Source organism: Streptomyces sp. BR1, assembly GCF_052373795.1.
In the GTDB taxonomy this organism is placed as follows: Bacteria; Actinomycetota; Actinomycetes; order Streptomycetales; family Streptomycetaceae; genus Streptomyces.
The window spans coordinates 2,747,143-2,767,847 of sequence record NZ_CM126252.1 but is presented as its reverse complement, the minus strand read 5'-3'; the positions used below and the strand labels follow the sequence as shown (position 1 = coordinate 2,767,847).

Genomic DNA, 20,705 nt, shown 5'->3' with positions numbered 1-20,705 from the left:
GCTTTCACCTGCCGTGAGGTCGATTGTCAGTGGCGTGGTGCACCGTGGAAACCACATCGGGTCGACTGATCTGGAGGGGGATCCATGACCACGTCCGCAACCGCTTCCGCGCAGGCCCTGCGGCCGCACGCCGAGCACGCGTTCGCCCATGAACTCACGGCGCTGGCCGCCGCCGACGACCGGCCCAGGCCCGCCCGCTGGCGGCTCTCGCCGTGGGCGGTGGCGACGTATCTGCTCGGCGGCACGCTGCCCGACGGCGCGGTGATCACGCCGAAGTACGTGGGCCCGCGCCGCATCGTCGAGGTGGCCGTGACCACGCTCGCCACCGACCGGGCGCTGCTGCTGCTCGGCGTCCCCGGCACGGCCAAGACGTGGGTGTCCGAGCATCTGGCCGCCGCCGTCAGCGGTGACTCCACGCTGCTGGTGCAGGGCACGGCCGGCACACCGGAGGAGGCCATCCGATACGGCTGGAACTACGCGCAGCTGCTCGCGCACGGCCCGAGCCGGGACGCGCTGGTGCCCAGCCCGATCATGCGGGCCATGGCCGAGGGAATGACGGCCCGGGTCGAGGAGCTGACCCGTATCCCCGCCGACGTACAGGACACGCTGATCACGATCCTGTCGGAAAAGACCCTGCCCATCCCGGAGTTGGGCGAGGAGACCCAGGCCGTACGCGGCTTCAACCTCATCGCGACCGCCAACGACCGCGACCGGGGTGTGAACGAGCTGTCCAGCGCGCTGCGGCGGCGGTTCAACACGGTGGTGCTGCCGCTGCCCGCGACCACCGACGAGGAGGTCGACATCGTCTCGCGCCGCGTCGACCAGCTCGGTCGCTCCCTCGACCTGCCCGCCGCGCCCGAGGGCATGGACGAGATCCGCCGGGTCGTCACGGTCTTCCGGGAGCTGCGGGACGGGGTGACCGGAGACGGCCGCACCAAGGTCAAGTCCCCTTCGGGGACGCTCTCCACGGCCGAGGCGATCTCGGTGGTGGCGGGCGGACTGGCCCTGGCCGCGCACTTCGGCGACGGGGTGCTGCGCTCCGGCGACGTGGCGGCGGGCATCCTCGGCGCGGTCGTCCGCGACCCGGCGGCGGACCGCGTCGTCTGGCAGGAGTACCTGGAGACGGTGGTCCGCGAGCGCGACGGCTGGAAGGACTTCTACCGGGCCTGCCGCGAGGTGTCGGCGTGACGACGCGCACGGAAAGGGATGCACCCGCAGGGCCTTGGCTGCTCGGGGTGCGGCACCACGGTCCCGGGTCGGCGCGGGCGGTGCGGGCCGCGCTGGACGCCGCGCGGCCCCGGGCCGTACTGATCGAGGGCCCGCCCGAGGCCGACGCGCTCCTCGCGCTCGCCGCCGACCCGGACATGCGGCCCCCGGTCGCGCTGCTCGCCCATGTGCTGGACGACCCGCGCCGGGCGGCGTTCTGGCCGATGGCCGAGTTCTCGCCGGAGTGGGTGGCGCTGCGCTGGGCTCTGGACGCGGGCGCCGAGGTCCGCTTCATCGACCTTCCGGCGGCCCATTCGCTGGCGACGGAGGTGGAGGCGGAGGGCGAGCGTCCGGAGGAGGACAAGGGAGAGGAAGGCAGGGAAGGGGACGGGCTGCGCATCGACCCCATCGGTCTGCTCGCCGAAACCGCCGGATACGACGACCCGGAGCGCTGGTGGGAGGACGTCGTCGAGCACCGGCACCCCGACGGCACCCGGAAACCCGACCCGCACAACCCGCCCGCCACACCCGACTCGTACGACCCGTACAGCCCCTTCGTCGTCCTCGGCGAGGCGATGACCGCGCTGCGCGAGGCATACGGGGACGGCGGGCACGCGCGCGACCTGGTGCGCGAGGCGTATATGCGGCAGCAACTGCGCGCCGCCCGGCGGGAGTTCGGGGACGAGGTCGCCGTGGTCTGCGGGGCCTGGCATGTGCCCGCGCTCGCCGCGAAGGTCGCGGTCGGCGCCGACCGGGCCCTGCTCAAGGGCCTCCCGAAGGTGAAGGCCGAGCTGACCTGGGTGCCCTGGACCCACCGCCGCCTCGCCCGGCACAGCGGTTACGGCGCGGGCATCGACTCGCCCGGTTGGTACGGGCATCTGTTCGCGGCCCGGGACCGGCCCGTCGAGCGGTGGATGACCAAGGTCGCCGGGCTGCTCCGCGAGGAGGACCGGCTGGTGTCGTCCGCGCATGTCATCGAGGCGGTCCGGCTCGCCGGGACGCTCGCCGCGATGCGCGGGCGCCCGCTGCCGGGTCTCGCCGAGACGACCGACGCGGTACGGGCGGTGATGTGCGAGGGCTCCGACGTCCCGCTCGCCCTGATCCAGGACCGCCTCGTCGTCGGCGATGTGCTCGGCGAGGTCCCGGACGCGGCCCCGGCCGTGCCGCTCCAGCGTGACCTCACCCGCGCCCAGCGCGCCCTGCGGCTCAAACCGGAGGCGCTGGAGCGGGAGTTGGACCTCGATCTGCGCAAGGAGACCGACGCGGCGCGCAGCCGTCTGCTGCACCGGCTGCGGCTGCTCGGCATCGACTGGGGCGAGCGGGCCGACGGCCGGGGCGGCACCGGAACCTTCCGCGAGGGCTGGCGGCTGCGCTGGGAGCCGGAGCTCTCGGTGCGGGTCGCCGAGGCGGGGGTGTGGGGCACGACCGTGGAGGCCGCCGCCACCGCACGGGCCGAGGCGGACGCCGCCGAGGCGACCGTTCTGGGTGAGATCACCGCACTCGTCGAGCGGTGTCTGCTGGCCGAACTCTCCGACGCGCTCCCGGTGGTGATGCGCGCGCTCGCCGACCGGGCCGCGCTCGACACGGACGTCGCCCATCTCGCCGAGGCCCTGCCCGCGCTGGCCCGCACCCTGCGGTACGGGGATGTGCGGGGGACGCGGACGGCGGCGCTCGCGGAGGTCGCGACCGGGCTCGCCGAGCGGATCTGCGTCGGCCTGCCGCCCGCGTGCACGGGCCTGGACGCCGACGGCGCCACCGCGATGCGCCGCCGTGTCGACGGCGTCCACGCGGCGATGTCCCTGCTCGCGGACGCGCCCGAGGGCGCTACGGCCCTGCGCGACCGCTGGGCCGCGGTCCTCGCCAAGCTCGCCGGGCGGGACTCCGTCCCGGGCGAGATCCGGGGCCGGGCCGTCCGGCTGCTCCTCGACGACGGGCGGCTCGACGCAGCCGAGGCCGAGCGGTACATGGGCCTCGCCCTGTCGGTGGGCACACCGCCCGGCGACGCGGCGGCCTGGATAGAGGGGTTCGTCGGCGGCGCGTCCGGCGGCGGCATGCTCCTGGTCCACGACGAGCGGCTGCTCGCCCTGGTCGACACCTGGCTGACGGGCGTCCCGGCCGACGCGTTCACCGACGTCCTGCCGCTGCTGCGGCGCACGTTCTCCGCGTACGAACCGGGTGTACGCCGCACGCTGGGCGAGCTCGTCCGACGCGGCCCGGGCACCGGGGGCGCGGCCCCGTCCGCAACCGGCGCGCCCGGCTTCGGCGCCGCGCTCGACGAGGAGCGGGCCGACGCGATGGAGCCGCTGCTGCGACTGCTGCTCGACCGGCGGGACGACAACAACCTTGCGGGGGTGGGGAATTGAACGCGAACGCGACAGATGTCGCCGCACAGCCCGACGAGCGGCTCCGCCGCTGGAGGATGGTCCTCGGCGGCGAGCAGGGCGCCGACGGCACCGGCTGCGCGCTCGCCGGGCGCGACGCCGCCATGGACGGCGCCCTGTCCGCGCTCTACGGCAGCGCGCCGGGGAACAAAGGGACGCGGGACCGGGGCGCGGGCCTCGGCGCCTCCGCGCCGAGCGTCGCCCGCTGGCTCGGCGACATCCGTACGTACTTCCCCACCTCGGTCGTCCAGGTCATGCAGCGCGACGCCATCGACCGGCTCGGGCTCTCCGCCCTGCTCCTGGAGCCGGAGATGCTGGAGGCCGTCGAGGCCGACGTGCACCTCGTCGGCACGCTGCTCTCGCTCAACAAGGCGATGCCGGAGACCACCAAGGAGACGGCCCGCGCGGTGGTCCGCAAGGTCGTCGAGGACCTGGAGAAGCGCCTCGCGACCCGCACGAAGGCGACGCTGACGGGGGCGCTCGACCGTTCGGCCCGGATCAGCCGCCCCCGCCACCGGGACATCGACTGGGACCGCACGATCCGGGCGAACCTGAAGAACTACCTCCCGGAGTACGACACGGTCGTCCCCGACCGGCTCATCGGCTACGGGCGGGCCGCCCGGTCCGTGAAGAAGGACGTGGTGCTCTGCATCGACCAGTCCGGCTCGATGGCGGCCTCCGTCGTCTACGCCTCGGTCTTCGGCGCGGTCCTCGCCTCCATGCGCTCGATCGCCACCCGCCTCGTCGTCTTCGACACGGCCGTCGTCGACCTCACCGACCAGCTAGACGACCCGGTGGACGTGCTGTTCGGCACCCAGCTCGGCGGCGGCACCGACATCAACCGCGCCCTCGCCTACTGCCAGTCCCAGATCACCCGTCCTGCCGACACCGTCGTCGTACTGATCAGTGATCTTTACGAGGGCGGGATACGGGACGAGATGCTGAAGCGGGTGGCGGCGATGAAGGCGTCCGGAGTGCAGTTCGTGGCCCTGCTCGCCCTGTCCGACGAGGGAACTCCGGCGTACGACCACGAGCACGCGGCGGCCCTGTCGGCGCTCGGCGCCCCCGCCTTCGCCTGCACCCCCGACCTGTTCCCGACGATCATGGCCGCGGCTGTCGAGAAGCGCCCGCTGCCGATACCTGACACGCTGTGAGCAGGTGATCTGTGACAGGTATCACCGCTCAGGTGTGATCTGCGATTTAGGGAGGTCGGTCCTACGGGGATAACCTGCGGGACGGACATGCCGCGTACCCGGTCACCGTGTACGCCTCCCTCAGTGACAGCGCCGTCACGTTGCCCTTCGCGGCACGCCCACGCAGAAAACGAACCGCGAGACCACTGAAAAGGGACGGACGCGCGTGGACCTGTTCGAGTACCAGGCGAGGGACCTCTTCGCCAAGCACGGTGTACCGGTGCTGGCCGGTGAAGTCATCGACACGCCTGAGGCGGCGCGCGAGGCCACCGAGCGACTGGGCGGCAAGTCGGTCGTCAAGGCACAGGTGAAGGTCGGTGGCCGCGGCAAGGCCGGCGGCGTGAAGCTGGCGGCGAACGCCGACGAGGCCGTCGCCCGGGCGACGGACATCCTCGGTATGGACATCAAGGGCCACACGGTCCACAAGGTGATGATCGCCGAGCTGTCCCCGGAGATCGAGGCGGAGTACTACGTCTCGTACCTCCTCGACCGCACCAACCGCACCTTCCTGGCCATGGCCTCGGTGCAGGGCGGCATGGACATCGAGGAGGTCGCGGAGAAGACCCCCGAGGCCCTCGCGAAGGTCCCGGTCAACGCCGTCGAAGGCGTGGACATCGAGAAGGCCCGCGAGATCGTGGCCCAGGCGAAGTTCCCGGCCGAGGTGGCCGAGGGCGTCGCCGAGGCGATGGTGACGCTGTGGAAGACCTTCGTCGCCGAGGACGCGCTCCTCGTCGAGGTCAACCCGCTGGTGAAGACCAAGGACGGCCGCATCCTGGCCCTGGACGGCAAGGTCTCGCTCGACGAGAACGCCGAGTTCCGTCAGCCCGAGCACGAGCTGCTCGAGGACAAGGCCGCGGCCAACCCCCTTGAGGCCGCTGCCAAGGCCAAGGGCCTCAACTACGTCAAGCTCGACGGCGAGGTCGGCATCATCGGCAACGGCGCGGGTCTCGTCATGAGCACCCTGGACGTCGTCGCGTACGCCGGTGAGAACCACGGCGGCGTGAAGCCGGCCAACTTCCTCGACATCGGTGGCGGCGCGTCCGCCCAGGTGATGGCGAACGGCCTGGAGATCATCCTCGGCGACGCGGACGTCAAGTCCGTGTTCGTCAACGTCTTCGGTGGCATCACCGCCTGTGACGAGGTCGCCAACGGCATCGTCCAGGCGCTGCAGCTCCTCGCCGACAAGGGCGAAGAGGTCACCAAGCCGCTGGTCGTGCGTCTCGACGGCAACAACGCGGAGCTGGGTCGCAAGATCCTGTCGGACGCGAACCACCCGCTGGTCCAGCGCGTGGACACCATGGACGGCGCGGCCGACAAGGCCGCCGAGCTCGCGGCTGCGAAGTAAGGGACGAGGGAAACCAGAGCCATGGCTATCTTCCTCAACAAGGACAGCAAGGTCATCGTCCAGGGCATGACCGGTGCCACGGGCATGAAGCACACCAAGCTCATGCTCGCCGACGGCAGCAACATCGTCGGCGGTGTCAACCCGCGCAAGGCCGGCACGTCCGTCGACATCGACGGCCACGAGATCCCGGTCTTCGGCACGGTCGCCGAGGCGATGGAGAAGACCGGCGCCAACGTGTCCGTCCTCTTCGTGCCGCCGGCGTTCGCCAAGGCCGCCGTGGTCGAGGCGATCGACGCCGAGATCCCGCTCGCCGTCGTCATCACCGAGGGCATCGCGGTGCACGACTCCGCCGCCTTCTGGGCGTACGCGAAGGCCAAGGGCAACAAGACCCGCATCATCGGCCCGAACTGCCCCGGTCTGATCACGCCGGGCCAGTCCAACGCCGGCATCATCCCGGGCGACATCACCAAGCCGGGCCGTATCGGCTTGGTCTCGAAGTCCGGCACGCTGACGTACCAGATGATGTACGAGCTCCGTGACATCGGCTTCTCGTCCGCCGTCGGCATCGGTGGCGACCCGGTCATCGGCACCACGCACATCGACGCGCTCGCCGCGTTCGAGGCCGACCCCGACACCGACCTGATCGTCATGATCGGCGAGATCGGCGGCGACGCCGAGGAGCGCGCGGCCGACTTCATCAAGGCCAACGTGACGAAGCCGGTCGTCGGCTACGTGGCGGGCTTCACCGCGCCCGAGGGCAAGACCATGGGCCACGCCGGCGCCATCGTCTCCGGCTCCTCCGGTACGGCCCAGGCCAAGAAGGAGGCCTTGGAGGCCGCGGGCGTCAAGGTCGGCAAGACCCCGACCGAGACGGCCAAGCTGGCGCGCGCCATTCTCGGCAATTAAGCGCAGCCTCGCGGGCTGACCTTCAGCAAGGCTGTCAGCGCGTGGGCCCGCACCCCTGAACAGGGGGTGCGGGCCCACGCGCTTTTGTGTACGCGCCCGACGCCTCAGCGGAAGTCCGGAACAAGGCGTTCCGGGCCATGGGCGGGTTCGTCGAGGAGCTTGTGGTGGAGCTCGGTGTTCTCGGCGCTGAGCCGCTGCGGACCGCTGTAGAGCGGTACACCGCCGACGCGCTGGCCCGGGGAGACCGGGGCGATGTAGCGGGTCGGCGCGGTGCTCAGGGTGAAGGCGGTCGCGCCGACGACGACGGCGGTGAGCGTGAAGGCGGCGCGGGTGCGCAGGCGGTTGCTGCGCTCGCCCTTGGTGCGCAGGCGTCCGGGACCGGGCAGCCGGGGCGCCGCGCGCGGTCCCGCGAGGGCGAGCTCGCCGATGCGCTCGCGCAGCAGCGCCGACCGCGCCTCCTCGCTCATGGCAGCGGCCAGCTCGGGCACCCGGAACGCGACCGCCTGCCGGGCGTTGATCACCCGGCTCGCGGCGGCCGGGGTGCTCGCCTCGGTCTCGGCGGCGGTCTCCGGCAGATCCAGGCCCAGGCCGTCGTAGAGCAGGATCGTGCGGCGGTACGAGGGCGGCAGGGCGAGCAGCGCGGTGAGAAGAGCGCGCCGCTCGGGGTCGGCCGGGGGATGGTCGGGGTGCTTGTGGGCGCGGCGGAACCGGTGCCAGGGGGAGATCGCGTACTCGTGCGCCGCCGCCCGCACCCAGCCCGCCGGGTCGGCGTCGGTGGCGACCTCGGGCCAGCACTGCCAGGCGAGACGGAAGGCGTGCTCCACCGACTCGCGCGCCAGCCGCGTCCGCCCGGTGAGCAGATACGTCTGCTGCACGAGCGGGGTCGCGGCGGCGGCGTACAGGGCGTCGAAGGCTTCGACGGGGGTGACGGGCGGCGCCTCGACAGGCGGCGGCTCGACGACCTCTGCCTCTTCGGGCTTCGCCTCGGCGGCAGGCGCCTGAACGGCCTGCGCCTCGGCGGGCTGTTCCTCTGTCATGAAGGGCTCCCAGGACTCCCCGCGAAGGCCGCCGGGGCGGCCGTACGTACCGCCCGCAGCCATGCCCGGACAGAAAAGCGCATAAACGTATATTGAGCGACACGGCGGCATTTTCCCGTTACGCGAAGAAAGCGCGTGTCGTTGGCAGCATGGCGGCCGTGACACAAGTGACCGATCGCGGCCTGACGTTGCCGGCGGCCCGGGGCCGCTCGTCCGTGTTCGCCACCTGTCTCGTACGCGGGGCGATGGCGGCCGGGCTCGGACTCGGCGCGCTCGCCGTGCTGGTGACGGTGGTGTGGATCAGCTCGCCGTACCCCGACAGCGGACCGGGCGGCGCGCTGCGCGCGGCCGCCGGGCTGTGGCTGCTCGCCCATGGAACCCTCCTGGTCCGCCCCGACACCCTCAGCGGGGTGCACGCGCCGGTGGGTGTGGTGCCGCTGCTGCTGATGTGGCTGCCGGTGTGCCTGGTGCACCGGGCGGCGCGGGACGCGCTGTCGTACGAGGAGGAGTTCGCGTACGAGGACGACGAGGCCGTCGACCACCGGTCGGGAGCGGCCCACGCCTGGAGTGCGTTCGCGGCGGTGACCTGCGGATATCTGCTGGTGGGCGGGGCGGCCGCGGTGTACGCGTCCGGCGGCCCGCTGCCCGCCGCGCCCCTCAGCGCCGTACTGCACCTCCTGCTCGTGACCACGGGCGCGGCGGCCGCCGGCTTCAGGACGGCGTGCGGCCGCCCGCGAGGCCCGCTGCCCGCGTGGGTGCCGGATGTCGTACGCGAGGTGGTCGCGGACCGTCGTACGAGCACGGCGGTACGGGCCGGGGGCGCCGGGGCCGGGGTGCTGCTCGCGGGCGGGGCGCTGCTCGCCGGGGCGGCGCTCGCATGGCATGTGGGTGCGGCCCAGGACACGTTCGTGCGGCTGGCGGGGGACTGGTCGGGGCGGCTCGCGGTGCTGCTCGTCGCGCTGGCGCTGCTGCCGAACGCGGCGGTGTGGGGGGCGGCGTACGGGCTCGGTCCCGGGTTCCTGCTCGGCACGGGCGCGGTGGCGACGCCGCTCGGGATCGCCGGGACCCCGGCGGTGCCGCACTTCCCGCTGCTGAGCGCGGTGCCCCAGGAGCCCCGGGGGAACTGGCTGACCTGGTCGGTGCTGGCGCTTCCGGTCCTCGCCGGGGCGGTGGTCGGCTGGTGGACGGCTCGGGCGGCGACCGGCGGGGAGGTGTGGGGGAAGCGGCGGACGGCGCTGGTGACGGTGTACGGGGCGGCGGTGTGCGGGGCCGCGATGGCGGTACTGGCCGCGCTGTCGGGCGGCCCCCTGGGCACGCAGCGCCTGGCGGTCCTGGGCCCGGTGTGGTGGCGCACGGGCGGGGCGGCGCTGCTGTGGGGCACGGCGGTGGGCGTGCCGCTGGCGCTGGTGCTGCGGTGGTGGTGGCTGCGGGGGGTGGCTGCGCCGGGGGATCGGCGTTCGCGCTTCACCTGGCGCCGCCGGAAGCCGGAGGCGGAGGCTGTCGTCGACGAGGCCGTGGTGCCGTACGACTTCCTGCCGGTGGGCACATGGCACGACACCGGCGCACGGGAGGCCCGCTGGGCGGCACTGCGGGAGGCATCGGGCGGCTTGATGCCGGACATCACGGCGACACCGGCGGTACCCGAACCGTCCTCAGAGCCCGAGCCCGAGCCCGAGCCCGAGCCGGAGGCTGAGGCTGAAGTGGAGTCGGGGGCCGCCCCGGAGCCGGAGCCGGAGCCGGAGCCGGAGCCCGAACCCGAAACAGAGCCGGAGGCCGAGGGCGAACCCCCGACCTCCGGCTAAGCGGCTGAGTGGCAGTCAGCTACGTTCCCCCGCACCTATAGGGGCGCGGGGAACTGCGCGACCAGCCACCCACGGTCCGCAGCCGAAATAACACCGCCCTCGGGGCTACTCCTTCACCCCGAACACCGGCCGCAACGGCTTAGGCAGCAAGTCATTGCAGGACAGGGACCCGGTCTTGGTCAGAGCGTCGTCCACGCACGTGTAGTAGTCCCGGTACACGATCTGCATCGTGAACGTCGCCGCCACGATCGACAGCGACAGAACCGCCGTCACAAGACCCGTCACGGCCGCCGTGGTCTGCGGCTTGGCAGGCGGAGCCGGCGGCACCTGGGGCGTCGGCGGGGTCACGGCCGACCCCGCCCGGGCCACCGAGTTCTCCGGCGCCTTCGGCGCCTTGGCCCGCAGCGAGCTGATCGCCCAGTACAGCGCCAGCGAGCCGAGCAGCAGCGAGATCTCCATCATGTCGAACAGGGCGAAGAAGAACGCCCACATGCCCGCGAGCAGCGCGTAACGCGCCCGGCGCTGGTACACGTCGGTCGGGTCCCAGCGTGGGACCTGGCCCTGCGGGGGCTTCTGGCCGGGGCCGCGCTCCGGGTCGTCGGGACGGTTGCCGAAGCCGCCCTTGCCGGGGCCCGGCTGACGGCTGCTCCACTGGCTGCCCCACTGCGAGGAGCCCTGCGGCGGCGTCCCGGGACCCCATGGCGAGTCGCCCTGCGGCGACGATCCCGACGGGTGGCGCGGGCGCCAGGGCTGGTCCGGGCGGCCCTCCGGCGGCGGCGCGAACGGATTGTCGTCGGCGGGCGCGTCCCCGGATGTCCCGCCGTGCGGCTTCTCGTCTCCCGACTGGCTCGGGTCCGTCGAATCCGTCGTCGCGGGGGACTGGCGTTCTGCGAACGGCTGGTCGCGTCGGTCCGGCATCTGGTGAACGTCTTCCCCTCGGACCCCGGGCCAGGGGGTCGCATTCGTCGAGCATCCGCCGAGCACGTACTGCTCGTCACGTACTGCTCTTGTCGTCGTCGCGGTGCCGTCCTGGGACGGCGCCTCCCCAGACGCTACCTGCCGGGCCTGCCCCCGTCCCGTGGGGGCGGTTCGGTGTGCCGGTATCGTTGCTGACGGTCGGCGCATTCGTAGGGTTCCCCGTATCGAGGGGTGCGACTCGTTCGTACGACCATACAAAGGTGGGCGTGCGCCCCGCACCGCCCGCCCCACCCCGCACCACCGAGCTCCACCCACGCATCAGCACGCTGCACCCGCACCGCGAGAAAGGGCCCAGCCGTGGCCTCCCCGTCCCCTTCCGCCGCTCCGGCCCGCCTTGTCGTGCTGGTCTCCGGGTCCGGTACGAATCTGCAGGCCCTCCTCGACGCCATCGACGCCGATCCCGACGGCTACGGCGCGCGGATCGTGGCCGTGGGCGCCGACCGGGACAACATCGCCGGTCTGGAGCGGGCCGAGCGCGCCGGGCTCGCCACCTTCGTCTGCCGGGTGAAGGACCATCCCACCCGCGACGCGTGGGACCGCGCGCTCACCGAGGCGACCGCCGCGTACGAGCCCGACCTCGTCGTCTCGGCGGGGTTCATGAAGATCGTGGGCAAGGAGTTTCTCGCCCGGTTCGGCGGGCGGGTGGTCAATACGCACCCGGCCCTGCTGCCCAGTTTTCCCGGCGCCCACGGCGTCCGTGACGCGCTCGCGTACGGCGCCAAGGTGACCGGATGCACCGTCCACTTCGTCGACGACGGCGTCGACACCGGCCCGATCATCGCCCAGGGCGTGGTCGAGGTCCGGCCGGACGACACGGAGGACGCGCTCCACGAGCGCATCAAGGAAGTCGAGCGAACGCTGCTCGTCGACGTCGTGGGGCGGCTGGCCCGCGACGGCTATCGCATTGAGGGACGAAAGGTTCTGTTGCCGTGAGTAGCAAGCGGGAGATCCGTCGCGCGCTGATCAGCGTCTACGACAAGAGCGGTCTTGAGGAGCTGGCGCGCGGGCTGCACGACGCCGGTGTCGAGCTCGTCTCCACCGGGTCGACGGCCGGGCGCATCGCGGCCGCCGGGGTGCCCGTCACCAAGGTCGAGGAGCTGACCGGGTTCCCCGAGTGCCTGGACGGCCGGGTCAAGACGCTGCACCCGCGCGTGCACGCCGGGATCCTCGCCGATCTGCGCCTGGACTCGCACCGCGAGCAGTTGGCGGAGCTCGGCGTCGAGCCGTTCCAGCTCGTGGTCGTCAACCTGTACCCGTTCAAGGAGACCGTCGCCTCGGGCGCCTCCCCGGACGAGTGCGTCGAGCAGATCGACATCGGCGGTCCCTCGATGGTCCGCGCCGCCGCCAAGAACCACCCGTCGGTGGCCGTCGTCACCAGCCCCGAGCGGTACGCGGATGTGCTCGCGGCGGTCAAGAACGGCGGGTTCGACCTCGACGCCCGTAAGCACCTGGCCGCCGAAGCGTTTCAGCACACGGCCGCGTACGACGTGGCCGTCGCCTCCTGGATGACCAATGTGTACGCGCCCGAGGACGGCGCCGTACTGCCGCAGTTCCTCGGCGGGACCTGGGAGCGCAAGTCGACCCTGCGCTACGGCGAGAACCCGCACCAGGCCGCGGCCCTCTACACCGACGGCCAGCCGGGCGGCATCGCCAACGCCGAGCAGCTGCACGGCAAGGAGATGTCCTTCAACAACTACGTGGACACCGAGGCCGCCCGCCGCGCCGCCTACGACCACGACGAGCCCTGTGTCGCGATCATCAAGCACGCCAACCCGTGCGGCATCGCGATCGGCACGGACCTCGCCGAGGCGCACCGCAAGGCGCACGCCTGCGACCCGCTCTCCGCGTTCGGCGGCGTCATCGCCGTCAACCGCCCGGTGACGGTCGAGCTGGCCGAGCAGGTCGCGGAGATCTTCACCGAGGTGATCGCGGCGCCGTCGTACGAGGACGGCGCGGTCGAGGTCCTGGCGCGCAAGAAGAACATCCGCGTACTGAAGGTCGACGGCACCCCGCACCAGCCCGGCGACCTCAAGCCGGTCTCCGGCGGGGCCGTGCTCCAGCAGACGGACATGTTCCAGGCGGACGGTGACGACCCTTCGAACTGGACGCTGGCGACCGGGTCGGCGCTGTCTCCTTCGGAGTTGGCCGAGCTCGCGTTCGCCTGGAAGGCGTGCCGGGCCGTGAAGTCCAATGCGATTCTGCTCGCCAAGGGTGGGGCGTCGGTCGGCGTCGGGATGGGGCAGGTCAACCGGGTCGACTCCGCCAAGCTCGCGGTGGAGCGCGCTGGTGAGGAGCGGGCGCGTGGGTCGTACGCCGCCTCGGACGCGTTCTTCCCGTTCCCGGACGGGCTGGAGATCCTCACCGCCGCGGGCGTGAAGGCGGTCGTCCAGCCGGGCGGTTCGGTCCGGGACGAGCTGGTCATCGAGGCCGCGGCCAAGGCTGGCGTCACGATGTACTTCACGGGTACGCGGCACTTCTTCCACTGAGTGGAGTGGCTCTTCGTCCGCGGACCGTGCGTGGCTTGTCGCGCCCACGCGGCGGAGCCGCAAATGTCACAGCCCCGCGCCCCTGACAGGGCTCGGGAACGTGGGCGACTGCCATAGCGCCGCGTACGCAAAAAGGGCCGCACCCCCTGTGCGGGGTGCGGCCCTTTGCGAACTGGATCAGTAACGCGGGCGGTTGAACCAGGCCGCGCCGTCTCGGGTCATCATCGCGGCCGCCATGATGCCGCCGAAGACCAGCCACAGGATCGCCCAGATCAGGGCGCCCGAGGAGTGGGTGTTCGCGGCGCCGATCAGGGCGAGGACGCCGACCACGGCGCCCAGGATGCCGTAGACCATCGTCGTGATGCGGACGCCCTGGCGGCCCTTGGACAGCCGGACGCCGAGCGTGATCGACAGCGCGGTGAGGCCGAGCCCGATGAACGCGAGCACGAAGAGGATGCCGGCGGCGGTATGCCCTATGTCCCCGAAGACCGTGTGGCCGAAGGTGTCGTCCGACTTGTTGGACACGTCGTTGGCCGCGGCCGCGATGAACAGGATGCCGATGCCGCCGAGGGCCTGGACGGCCGCCACGATGAACAGGAAGACGCGGGCGGTCTGCATCAGGCCCGGCATCTGCGGCTGCGGCATCATGGCGCCGCCGGGGTAGCCCGGGTACGCGGGCTGCGGCGGGTAGCCGTACGGCTGCTGCGGTGGGGCCGCCGGGTAGCCGTAGCCGGCCGGGGGCGCCTGCGGGGGCGGCGGCGCCTGGCCGTACGGGTTGTTCGGGTCGCCGAAGCTCATGGCGGAGTTCCTCCGTTGATGGTGCGGGGACGTCGCGGCCCGAGCGGAGGAAAGCTGGTCTGTGAGCGGTTCGCCCCCCGGCACTGCCCGCGGTACTGCTCGGATCATCGTTCTAAACAAGACATAAGTTTGTCCAGCCGGATGCTGGATGTGTTGTGCGAGTGCAACTTGGGCGATCATCAGTCGCCCTGGAAGAATGGGAAACATGACCGCCCAGATTCTCGATGGCAAGGCCACCGCCGCAGCGATCAAGTCCGATCTGGCCGTCCGCGTGGCGGCCCTCAAGGAGCGGGGGTTCCACCCCGGTCTCGGCACCGTGCTGGTCGGTGAGGACGCCGCCAGCCAGAAGTACGTGGCGGGCAAGCACCGCGACTGCGCCGAGGTCGGCATCGCCTCCATCCAGCGCGAACTGCCCGCCACCGCCACGCAGGAGGAGATCGAGGCGGTCGTACGGGAGCTCAACGAGGACCCGGAGTGCACCGGTTACATCGTCCAACTCCCGCTGCCCAAGGGCATCGACGAGAACCGGATCCTGACGCTGATGGATCCGGCCAAGGACGCGGACGGGCTGCACCCGACCAACCTCGGCCGTCTGGTGCTCAACGAGCCGGGCCCGCTGCCGTGCACCCCGTACGGGATCATCCAGCTGCTGCGCAAGCACGGTGTGGAGATCAACGGCGCCGAGGTCGTGGTGATCGGCCGCGGTGTCACCATCGGGCGCCCGATGCCGCTGCTGCTGACCCGCCGCTCGGAGAACGCGACGGTGACGCAGTGCCACACGGGTACCCGTGACCTGGCGTGGCACCTGCGCCGGGCCGACATCATCGTGGCCGCCGCCGGTGTGCCGCACCTGGTGAAGCCCGAGGACGTCAAGCCCGGCGCGGCCGTCCTCGACGTCGGCGTCAGCCGGGACGAGAACGGCAAGATCCTCGGCGATGTGCACCCCGGCGTGACCGAGGTGGCCGGCTGGATCTCCCCGAACCCGGGCGGCGTCGGCCCGATGACCCGCGCCCAGCTGCTGGTCAACGTGGTCGAGGCGGCGGAGCGCAACGCCGCCGCCGGCTGAGCCGCCGCGAGCCGGACGGAAGGAAGCACGAGGCATGGACGCCGAGACGAGTACGGGGGACGGCGGCGCCGGCGCGGACGACCGCGCCCACCCGCCGGTGAACGGCACCCGGCCGCCCGCGAAGAGCAGCACCACGAGCGGCCCCGAGCCGTCCCCGAACGGCGCCGAGCCGTCGCCGAACGGCGCCAAGCCGTCCCTGAACGGGGTCAAGGCGTCGACGAGCGGGGGCAAGGCGTCCGCGAACGGCGCCAAGCCGTCCGTCAATGGCGCCAAGCCGTCGGCGAACGGCACCGCCGTCGCCGCGCCCGCGCCCCGTAAGACCTCCCGGCGGTTCCCTTCCATCACTCGGGACACCGCGCGGCCCGAGGGGGGCGGGCGGGCGGCGTCCGGGGACTCGCCCGCGCCCGCTCGGCAGTGGCCGCTGCTCGCCGTGCTCGGGTCGGTCGGGCTCGGGCTGCTGCTCGTCTCGGTGGACCTGTTCCGCGTCGGCTTGATCATCATCGGTCTGGCGCTGCTCGCGGGCGGGGTGCTGCGCTGGATCCTGCCGTCGGTGGGCATGCTGGCGGTCCGGTCCCGGTTCACCGACATCACCACGTACGGGGTGCTGGGCACCCTGATCGTGCTGCTCGCCCTGGTGGCGCAGCCGAGGCCCTGGCTGGACATCCCGTTCCTGGAGGACGCGGTCCGCTTCACCGTGCGCTGACGCGCCGTTGAACATCCCGTACATCACACACGTAAAACAGAACGGCGCCCGTCCTCTCCCCCGTGGGAAGACGGGCGCCGTCTGTCCCCCGTGGAGGTAAGCGTCATGCACGCGCCAACCCGCTACAAGGGAAGCCGGTCGCCTGTGGCGCGGAGGTGACCGTTCCGCAACTGTGTGTGCGTCCCGCAACAGCCGTCCCACGTGCGACAAGGGCGTAGGTGACGGCATCTCCCGCCGATGGGAGGATGGGGGCGGAACAGGGGCCAAGGGCGCGGCGGGGGCGGCATCGGGCCTCGGGGGTACATCGGGTACGTATGGGGGGACAGGGGGAGCACATGCCGCGTTGGAAGGCGTTGCCGGAGGAACTGGACCCGCAGGTGCGGGAGTTCGCGAGCCAGCTGCGCAGACTCGTGGACCGCAGTGGTCTCAGCCTCGCCGCGGTCGCCGACCGCACCGGCTACAGCAAGACCTCGTGGGAGCGGTATCTGGGCGGCCGGCTGCTGGCGCCCAAGGGGGCGATCGTCGCGCTCGCCGAGGTGACCGGCACCAACCCCATCCATCTGACCACCATGTGGGAGCTCGCGGAGCGCGCCTGGAGCCGCTCCGAGATGCGGCACGACATGACGATGGAGCAGATCCGGATCTCCCAGGCGCGCGCGGCGCTCGGCGAGTTCGGCCCGGTTCCGGGTGGTCCGCAGACGTCCCCGGTCGCTCCGGCAGCTCCCGACCGGCGCCCCGCCGAGTCGCTGCCGACGGCGTCCCCGTCGGCCGGTCTCGGAGCGCCGCCCCTGATCGACCCGGCCAAGATCCGCGGCAAGGGCATACCGCTGCGCCGCCCCGACCAGGGGTCCGGCGGATCCGGCGGCACCGGCGGGCGGCGCAGGCTGCTCATGTTCGCGGCGGGCGTCGTCGGCGCCCTGCTCGTCATCGCGGCGGCCTTCCTGCTCACCGATCTGGGTGGCTCCGGCGACGACAAGGCGGCCGCGACGCCCACGGCGACGCCCAGCGCCTCCGTCACGCCGTCGCTGCCGGCGGGCGTGAAGTGCACCCAGGGCAGCTGCACCGGCCAGGACCCCGAAGTGATGGGCTGCGGCGGCGCGTTCGCCAAGACGGTGTCGTCCGCGAAGGTCGGCGCCACCCTCGTCCAGGTCCGCTACAGCCAGACCTGCGGCGCGGCCTGGGCCCGTATCCAGCAGGGCGCGCCCGGCGACACGGTGCAGATCAGCACGGCCACCACGGCGGGCGGCAGCGGGACGGTGGGCGCCGACAAGGAGGCGTACACCAAGATGCTCGCGGTCGACGGCCCGACGGCGGCCAAGGCGTGCGCCACGCTCGTCTCCGGCAAGAAGGGCTGCACGGTTCACCAGTGAGCCGTACGGGAGGGGCGCGCAACACGGGGTGAGGCGTCCCACAGGGGGGTGGGGGTTGGCGGCGGCCGGTGTCGGATAGCCTGACCGCTGGATATCTCTTCACGTCAAGATTCAGTTCGGGATCATGTCGGCGCCCGAGCGGGACCTTGACGTGAGGAGATAGCCGGAACCAGGGGCACAACCCCCACCACCTGCTGTTCTCAACGGAGATCGCCATGACCCGCACTCCCGTGAATGTCACCGTCACCGGCGCGGCCGGACAGATCGGCTACGCGCTGCTCTTCCGTATCGCCTCCGGTCACCTGCTCGGCGCGGACGTGCCGGTCAAGCTCCGTCTCCTGGAGATCCCGCAGGGCCTGAAGGCCGCCGAGGGCACCGCCATGGAGCTCGACGACTGCGCCTTCCCGCTGCTGCGCGGCATCGACATCACCGATGACCCGAACGTCGCGTTCGACGGCGCCAACGTGGCCCTCCTCGTGGGCGCCCGCCCGCGCACCAAGGGCATGGAGCGCGGCGACCTGCTCTCCGCCAACGGCGGCATCTTCAAGCCGCAGGGCAAGGCCATCAACGACAACGCCGCGGACGACATCAAGGTCCTCGTCGTCGGCAACCCGGCCAACACCAACGCGCTCATCGCGCAGGCCGCGGCCCCGGACGTCCCGGCCGAGCGGTTCACCGCGATGACCCGCCTCGACCACAACCGCGCGATCTCGCAGCTGGCGAAGAAGACCGGCGCCGCCGTCTCCGACATCCAGCGTCTGACGATCTGGGGCAACCACTCGGCCACCCAGTACCCGGACATCTTCCACGCCACGGTCGGCGGCAAGAACGCGGCCGAGCTGGTCAACGACGAGCAGTGGCTCGCCGACGACTTCATCCCGACCGTCGCCAAGCGCGGCGCCGCGATCATCGAGGCCCGTGGCGCGTCCTCGGCCGCCTCCGCCGCCAACGCCGCCATCGACCACGTGTACACGTGGGTCAACGGCACCGCCGAGGGCAACTGGACCTCGATGGGCATCCCGTCGGACGGCTCCTACGGCGTCCCCGAGGGCCTCATCTCGTCCTTCCCGGTCACGGTCAAGGACGGCAAGTACGAGATCGTCCAGGGCCTGGAGATCAACGACTTCTCGCGCGCCCGCATCGACGCGTCCGTGCAGGAGCTCAAGGAAGAGCGCGACGCGGTGCGCGAGCTCGGCCTCATCTGAGTCCCGCACCCCAGTAGCAACACCACCCCCGGCAGCCTCACCAGGCCGCCGGGGGTGGTCTTTTTGGCGTACGACACGGAGCTCAACCCTCCTCTACGCTGTGGCCTTCGTCACAGGCAACTCGCCTGCGGGCGCGGTCAGTTCGCTCATCGGGGGGACCGTTGACGCAGACCTACGTACCCCGGCAGCCGGGTCCGCCGGGCCGCCGGGGGGACATCGACCCGAAGGCGCCGGGGTCCAGCGAGGCCACCCGGCTGCTGTGCGCGGGCGCCTATCAGGACGCGGTGTTCCGGGACGCGGTCATCGACGAGCTGTACGTCCACGAGGAGCGCATCGCCGCCCCCTCGCTCGGCATCGACGCGGCCCGCGTGCTCGCCCACGCGCTGCGCGCCCGGCGCATCGAGCTCGGCTGGTCGGCCGCGATCGTGCTGCTGTGGATCGTGGCGGTGCCGCTCACCCAGTGGCTGATCCTGCTCTATCTGCCGGCGTTCGCGCTGTTCACCGTGGCGGGCTGGATCCGGGGCACGCAGGAGCGGCCCGTCTGGTACCGCAGGATCGCCGGCTGGTATGTGCGCGCGGTCGGGTGGGTGTCCTACCTGTGGGCCCTGTTCACGCTGCTCGGGCCCGCGCTGCAAGGCGGTTCGGCGGACCTCTCCGGACTGTTCGGCCCGCTCGGTGGCGGACCGTCCGGCGACGACCGCCTCCAGTCGTGGTGCGCCCTGGTGCTGCCGCTGCTGCTCGCGTGGGCCGTCGCCATGCAGCGCGGCCAGTTCGCCAGATCGCTCACCGAGGAGCTCTCCAGACCCCGCTTCCCCGAGGTCGCGGCCGACCCGGCCGAGGCCGCGGACGGCCACCGCTTCCAGCGCCTGGCCCGCCGCATCCGGGCCGAGCAGCACGCGCCGCTGGTGCTCTACCACGTGACCAAGCCGTTCTGCGGCGCCGGACAGCCGTACGAGCCGTGGTCCCTCTCCGTAGAACTGCGTCCGAGAAGCGACCGGGAGGCGGAACCGCTCGACAACAGCGCGATCCTGCGCCGCGTCGTCCCGCTCCTGGAGGCGCTGCGCGTCCCGTCCCCGCACGGCTCGCCGGAGCTGGCGGCCGCGGTCCGCGACCGGCTGCGCGACCTGGAGCTCGACGAGATCGTCTTCCTGCCGGTGACGGGCCTGCCGTCGCGCGCCGACGCGCCGTACACCACACGGCAGTTCGAGGAGCACCGCTCGCGCGCCATCGAGGAGGGCGGCGAGACCCGGCGGCACTTCCTGCGGATCCGGGTCGGCGGCTGGGGCGAGGAGATCGTCACGACGGTCTTCGTACGGGTCCACACGCAGGGCGGGATGCTGATGCTGGAGGTCGCCCCGCACGTGCTGCGCCCGGTGAAGCGGCTCTTCCAGGACGCCGACCTCGCCGCCCACCGCCACCGGCACAACAACAGCTTCGGCAAGGCCGCCTGGGCGGTGGGGAACACCCCGGCCGCCGCCGGGCGCGCGGTGCTCGCGCTGTGGCGGGGCGCGGTCTCGCTGTGGCGCCTGGCCACCGGCGGCTACGGCAGGGCACTGCCGGAGGGACCCGTCAGATCGGTGCGCGAACTGGGCTCCGACAACGACGCGTCCCTCTTCCAGGAGATGGACGTCAGCCGCTATCTGAAGTCCATTCAGGACCGGGTGGCCAACGGCGTACGGCTCGCGCTCCAGGAGGCGGGCTGGGAGACGGACGAGTTCGTGCAGAAGGTCGTGAACGTCGCCGAGGGGGCCACGTTCATCGAGACCGCGAAGGGCGCCATCGCCATCGGCGACCGCAACACCGTGGTCAACAGAACGTCCAGAACGGGAACAGGAGGCGGCGGCCGTGGCGAGGGATGACGGGCACAAGCGGGACGGCAAACAGCAGGGCATCAGCATCGGCAGCGTGGTGGGCGCGATGGCCATCGGCGACCACAACAAGGTGACGAGTCATCACGGAGTACCGGCCGCCGATCCGGCCCAGGCCGAACTACTGGAAGCGGTACGGGAGTTGAGGGCCGACCTCGCGCGCGCGGTCGCCACCGACCGCACCCGGGCGCTGGACGCGGCGGCCGCCGACACCGAGGAGGAGATCGCGTCGACGGGTGCGGCGGGCCCGGGCAGACTGGCCCGGCTGCGCCGCGCGCTCACCGAGGCGGAGGGCCTGACGGGCCTGCTGACCTCGGCGGCGACGGTCGGCCGCGCGCTCGCCGAGCTCCTGGGCGGCTGA

General features: G+C 72.2%; 17 protein-coding genes. 14 read left to right on the top strand and 3 right to left on the bottom strand.

Going from position 1 to position 20,705, the window contains the following annotated elements:
• Positions 1 to 84 precede the first annotated feature (84 nt).
• The 5 genes from ACT1U9_RS11765 (at position 85) to sucD (ending at position 7,031) form a co-directional block, all read left to right on the top strand.
• On the top strand, positions 85 to 1,188 hold the full coding sequence (locus ACT1U9_RS11765; protein ID WP_444538288.1) for an AAA family ATPase: 1,104 nt from the start codon (positions 85 to 87) through the stop codon (positions 1,186 to 1,188).
• Positions 1,185 to 3,569, top strand: a complete 2,385-nt coding sequence (locus ACT1U9_RS11760; protein WP_444538287.1) for a DUF5682 family protein — start codon at positions 1,185 to 1,187, stop codon at positions 3,567 to 3,569. Before ACT1U9_RS11765 ends, ACT1U9_RS11760 begins: the two co-directional genes overlap by 4 nt.
• A 56-nt stretch (positions 3,570 to 3,625) precedes the next feature.
• Positions 3,626 to 4,741 (top strand): vWA domain-containing protein, encoded by a 1,116-nt coding sequence (locus tag ACT1U9_RS11755; RefSeq protein ID WP_444539076.1) that lies wholly within the window; start codon positions 3,626 to 3,628, stop codon positions 4,739 to 4,741.
• 205 nt (positions 4,742 to 4,946) lie between these two features.
• Positions 4,947 to 6,125 carry an ADP-forming succinate--CoA ligase subunit beta gene (gene sucC, locus ACT1U9_RS11750; protein WP_444538286.1) on the top strand — a complete coding sequence of 393 codons (1,179 nt, stop codon included), beginning with the start codon at positions 4,947 to 4,949 and terminating at the stop codon, positions 6,123 to 6,125.
• Positions 6,126 to 6,146: 21 nt separating this feature from the next.
• On the top strand, positions 6,147 to 7,031 hold the full coding sequence (gene sucD / locus ACT1U9_RS11745) for a succinate--CoA ligase subunit alpha (RefSeq protein ID WP_444538285.1): 885 nt from the start codon (positions 6,147 to 6,149) through the stop codon (positions 7,029 to 7,031).
• Between the two features lie 104 nt (positions 7,032 to 7,135).
• On the opposite strand, the gene ACT1U9_RS11740 is transcribed toward sucD, so the two are convergent.
• The gene (locus ACT1U9_RS11740) at positions 7,136 to 8,068 is read right to left on the bottom strand and encodes a sigma factor-like helix-turn-helix DNA-binding protein (protein ID WP_444538284.1); all 933 of its coding nucleotides are present in this window, start codon (positions 8,066 to 8,068) and stop codon (positions 7,136 to 7,138) included.
• A 149-nt stretch (positions 8,069 to 8,217) separates the two neighbouring features.
• Here ACT1U9_RS11740 and ACT1U9_RS11735 point away from each other — a divergent pair, with 149 nt between their 5' ends.
• Complete coding sequence (locus ACT1U9_RS11735; RefSeq protein ID WP_444538283.1) at positions 8,218 to 9,870, top strand: cell division protein PerM; 1,653 nt, start codon at positions 8,218 to 8,220, stop codon at positions 9,868 to 9,870.
• Between the two features lie 105 nt (positions 9,871 to 9,975).
• Here the strand turns inward: ACT1U9_RS11735 and ACT1U9_RS11730 are convergent, their stop codons facing one another.
• Positions 9,976 to 10,788, bottom strand: coding sequence for a hypothetical protein (locus ACT1U9_RS11730; protein ID WP_444538282.1), 813 nt, complete (start codon positions 10,786 to 10,788; stop codon positions 9,976 to 9,978).
• A 357-nt stretch (positions 10,789 to 11,145) separates the two neighbouring features.
• On the opposite strand from ACT1U9_RS11730, the gene purN reads away from it, so the two are divergent.
• Positions 11,146 to 11,781: a phosphoribosylglycinamide formyltransferase gene (gene purN, locus ACT1U9_RS11725; protein WP_444538281.1), complete on the top strand. Its 636-nt coding sequence runs from the start codon at positions 11,146 to 11,148 to the stop codon at positions 11,779 to 11,781.
• Positions 11,778 to 13,334, top strand: a complete 1,557-nt coding sequence (purH, locus tag ACT1U9_RS11720; protein ID WP_444538280.1) for a bifunctional phosphoribosylaminoimidazolecarboxamide formyltransferase/IMP cyclohydrolase — start codon at positions 11,778 to 11,780, stop codon at positions 13,332 to 13,334. The genes purN and purH overlap by 4 nt, the downstream gene beginning before the upstream one ends.
• A 177-nt stretch (positions 13,335 to 13,511) precedes the next feature.
• On the opposite strand, the gene ACT1U9_RS11715 is transcribed toward purH, so the two are convergent.
• Positions 13,512 to 14,132, bottom strand: a complete 621-nt coding sequence (locus ACT1U9_RS11715) for a hypothetical protein (protein ID WP_444538279.1) — start codon at positions 14,130 to 14,132, stop codon at positions 13,512 to 13,514.
• A 205-nt stretch (positions 14,133 to 14,337) separates the two neighbouring features.
• Here ACT1U9_RS11715 and ACT1U9_RS11710 point away from each other — a divergent pair, with 205 nt between their 5' ends.
• The 6 genes from ACT1U9_RS11710 to ACT1U9_RS11685 all read left to right on the top strand — a co-directional run bounded on the left by ACT1U9_RS11710 (position 14,338) and on the right by ACT1U9_RS11685 (position 20,705).
• Positions 14,338 to 15,198, top strand: coding sequence for a bifunctional methylenetetrahydrofolate dehydrogenase/methenyltetrahydrofolate cyclohydrolase (locus tag ACT1U9_RS11710; RefSeq protein ID WP_444538278.1), 861 nt, complete (start codon positions 14,338 to 14,340; stop codon positions 15,196 to 15,198).
• 34 nt (positions 15,199 to 15,232) lie between these two features.
• Entirely contained in the window at positions 15,233 to 15,901 is a 669-nt protein-coding gene (locus ACT1U9_RS11705; protein ID WP_444538277.1) for a DUF3017 domain-containing protein, read from the top strand.
• A 335-nt stretch (positions 15,902 to 16,236) separates the two neighbouring features.
• Positions 16,237 to 17,271, top strand: a complete 1,035-nt coding sequence (locus ACT1U9_RS11700) for a DUF2690 domain-containing protein (RefSeq protein WP_444538276.1) — start codon at positions 16,237 to 16,239, stop codon at positions 17,269 to 17,271.
• Between the two features lie 215 nt (positions 17,272 to 17,486).
• Entirely contained in the window at positions 17,487 to 18,476 is a 990-nt protein-coding gene (locus ACT1U9_RS11695) for a malate dehydrogenase (RefSeq protein WP_444538275.1), read from the top strand.
• Between the two features lie 161 nt (positions 18,477 to 18,637).
• Positions 18,638 to 20,335 carry a hypothetical protein gene (locus ACT1U9_RS11690; RefSeq protein ID WP_444538274.1) on the top strand — a complete coding sequence of 566 codons (1,698 nt, stop codon included), beginning with the start codon at positions 18,638 to 18,640 and terminating at the stop codon, positions 20,333 to 20,335.
• Complete coding sequence (locus ACT1U9_RS11685) at positions 20,322 to 20,705, top strand: hypothetical protein (protein WP_444538273.1); 384 nt, start codon at positions 20,322 to 20,324, stop codon at positions 20,703 to 20,705. Before ACT1U9_RS11690 ends, ACT1U9_RS11685 begins: the two co-directional genes overlap by 14 nt.

What these genes read in the sequence shown, in the direction of transcription:
- ACT1U9_RS11765 (WP_444538288.1), top strand. Translation starts at nt 85, where the DNA reads ATGACCACGTCCGCAACCGCTTCCGCGCAGGCCCTGCGGCCGCACGCC.
- ACT1U9_RS11755 (WP_444539076.1), top strand. Translation starts at nt 3,626, where the DNA reads ATGGTCCTCGGCGGCGAGCAGGGCGCCGACGGCACCGGCTGCGCGCTC.
- sucD (WP_444538285.1), top strand. Translation starts at nt 6,147, where the DNA reads ATGGCTATCTTCCTCAACAAGGACAGCAAGGTCATCGTCCAGGGCATG.
- ACT1U9_RS11740 (WP_444538284.1), bottom strand. Translation starts at nt 8,068, where the DNA reads ATGACAGAGGAACAGCCCGCCGAGGCGCAGGCCGTTCAGGCGCCTGCC.
- ACT1U9_RS11735 (WP_444538283.1), top strand. Translation starts at nt 8,218, where the DNA reads ATGGCGGCCGTGACACAAGTGACCGATCGCGGCCTGACGTTGCCGGCG.
- ACT1U9_RS11730 (WP_444538282.1), bottom strand. Translation starts at nt 10,788, where the DNA reads ATGCCGGACCGACGCGACCAGCCGTTCGCAGAACGCCAGTCCCCCGCG.
- ACT1U9_RS11715 (WP_444538279.1), bottom strand. Translation starts at nt 14,132, where the DNA reads ATGAGCTTCGGCGACCCGAACAACCCGTACGGCCAGGCGCCGCCGCCC.
- ACT1U9_RS11710 (WP_444538278.1), top strand. Translation starts at nt 14,338, where the DNA reads ATGACCGCCCAGATTCTCGATGGCAAGGCCACCGCCGCAGCGATCAAG.
- ACT1U9_RS11705 (WP_444538277.1), top strand. Translation starts at nt 15,233, where the DNA reads ATGGACGCCGAGACGAGTACGGGGGACGGCGGCGCCGGCGCGGACGAC.
- ACT1U9_RS11700 (WP_444538276.1), top strand. Translation starts at nt 16,237, where the DNA reads ATGCCGCGTTGGAAGGCGTTGCCGGAGGAACTGGACCCGCAGGTGCGG.
- ACT1U9_RS11695 (WP_444538275.1), top strand. Translation starts at nt 17,487, where the DNA reads ATGACCCGCACTCCCGTGAATGTCACCGTCACCGGCGCGGCCGGACAG.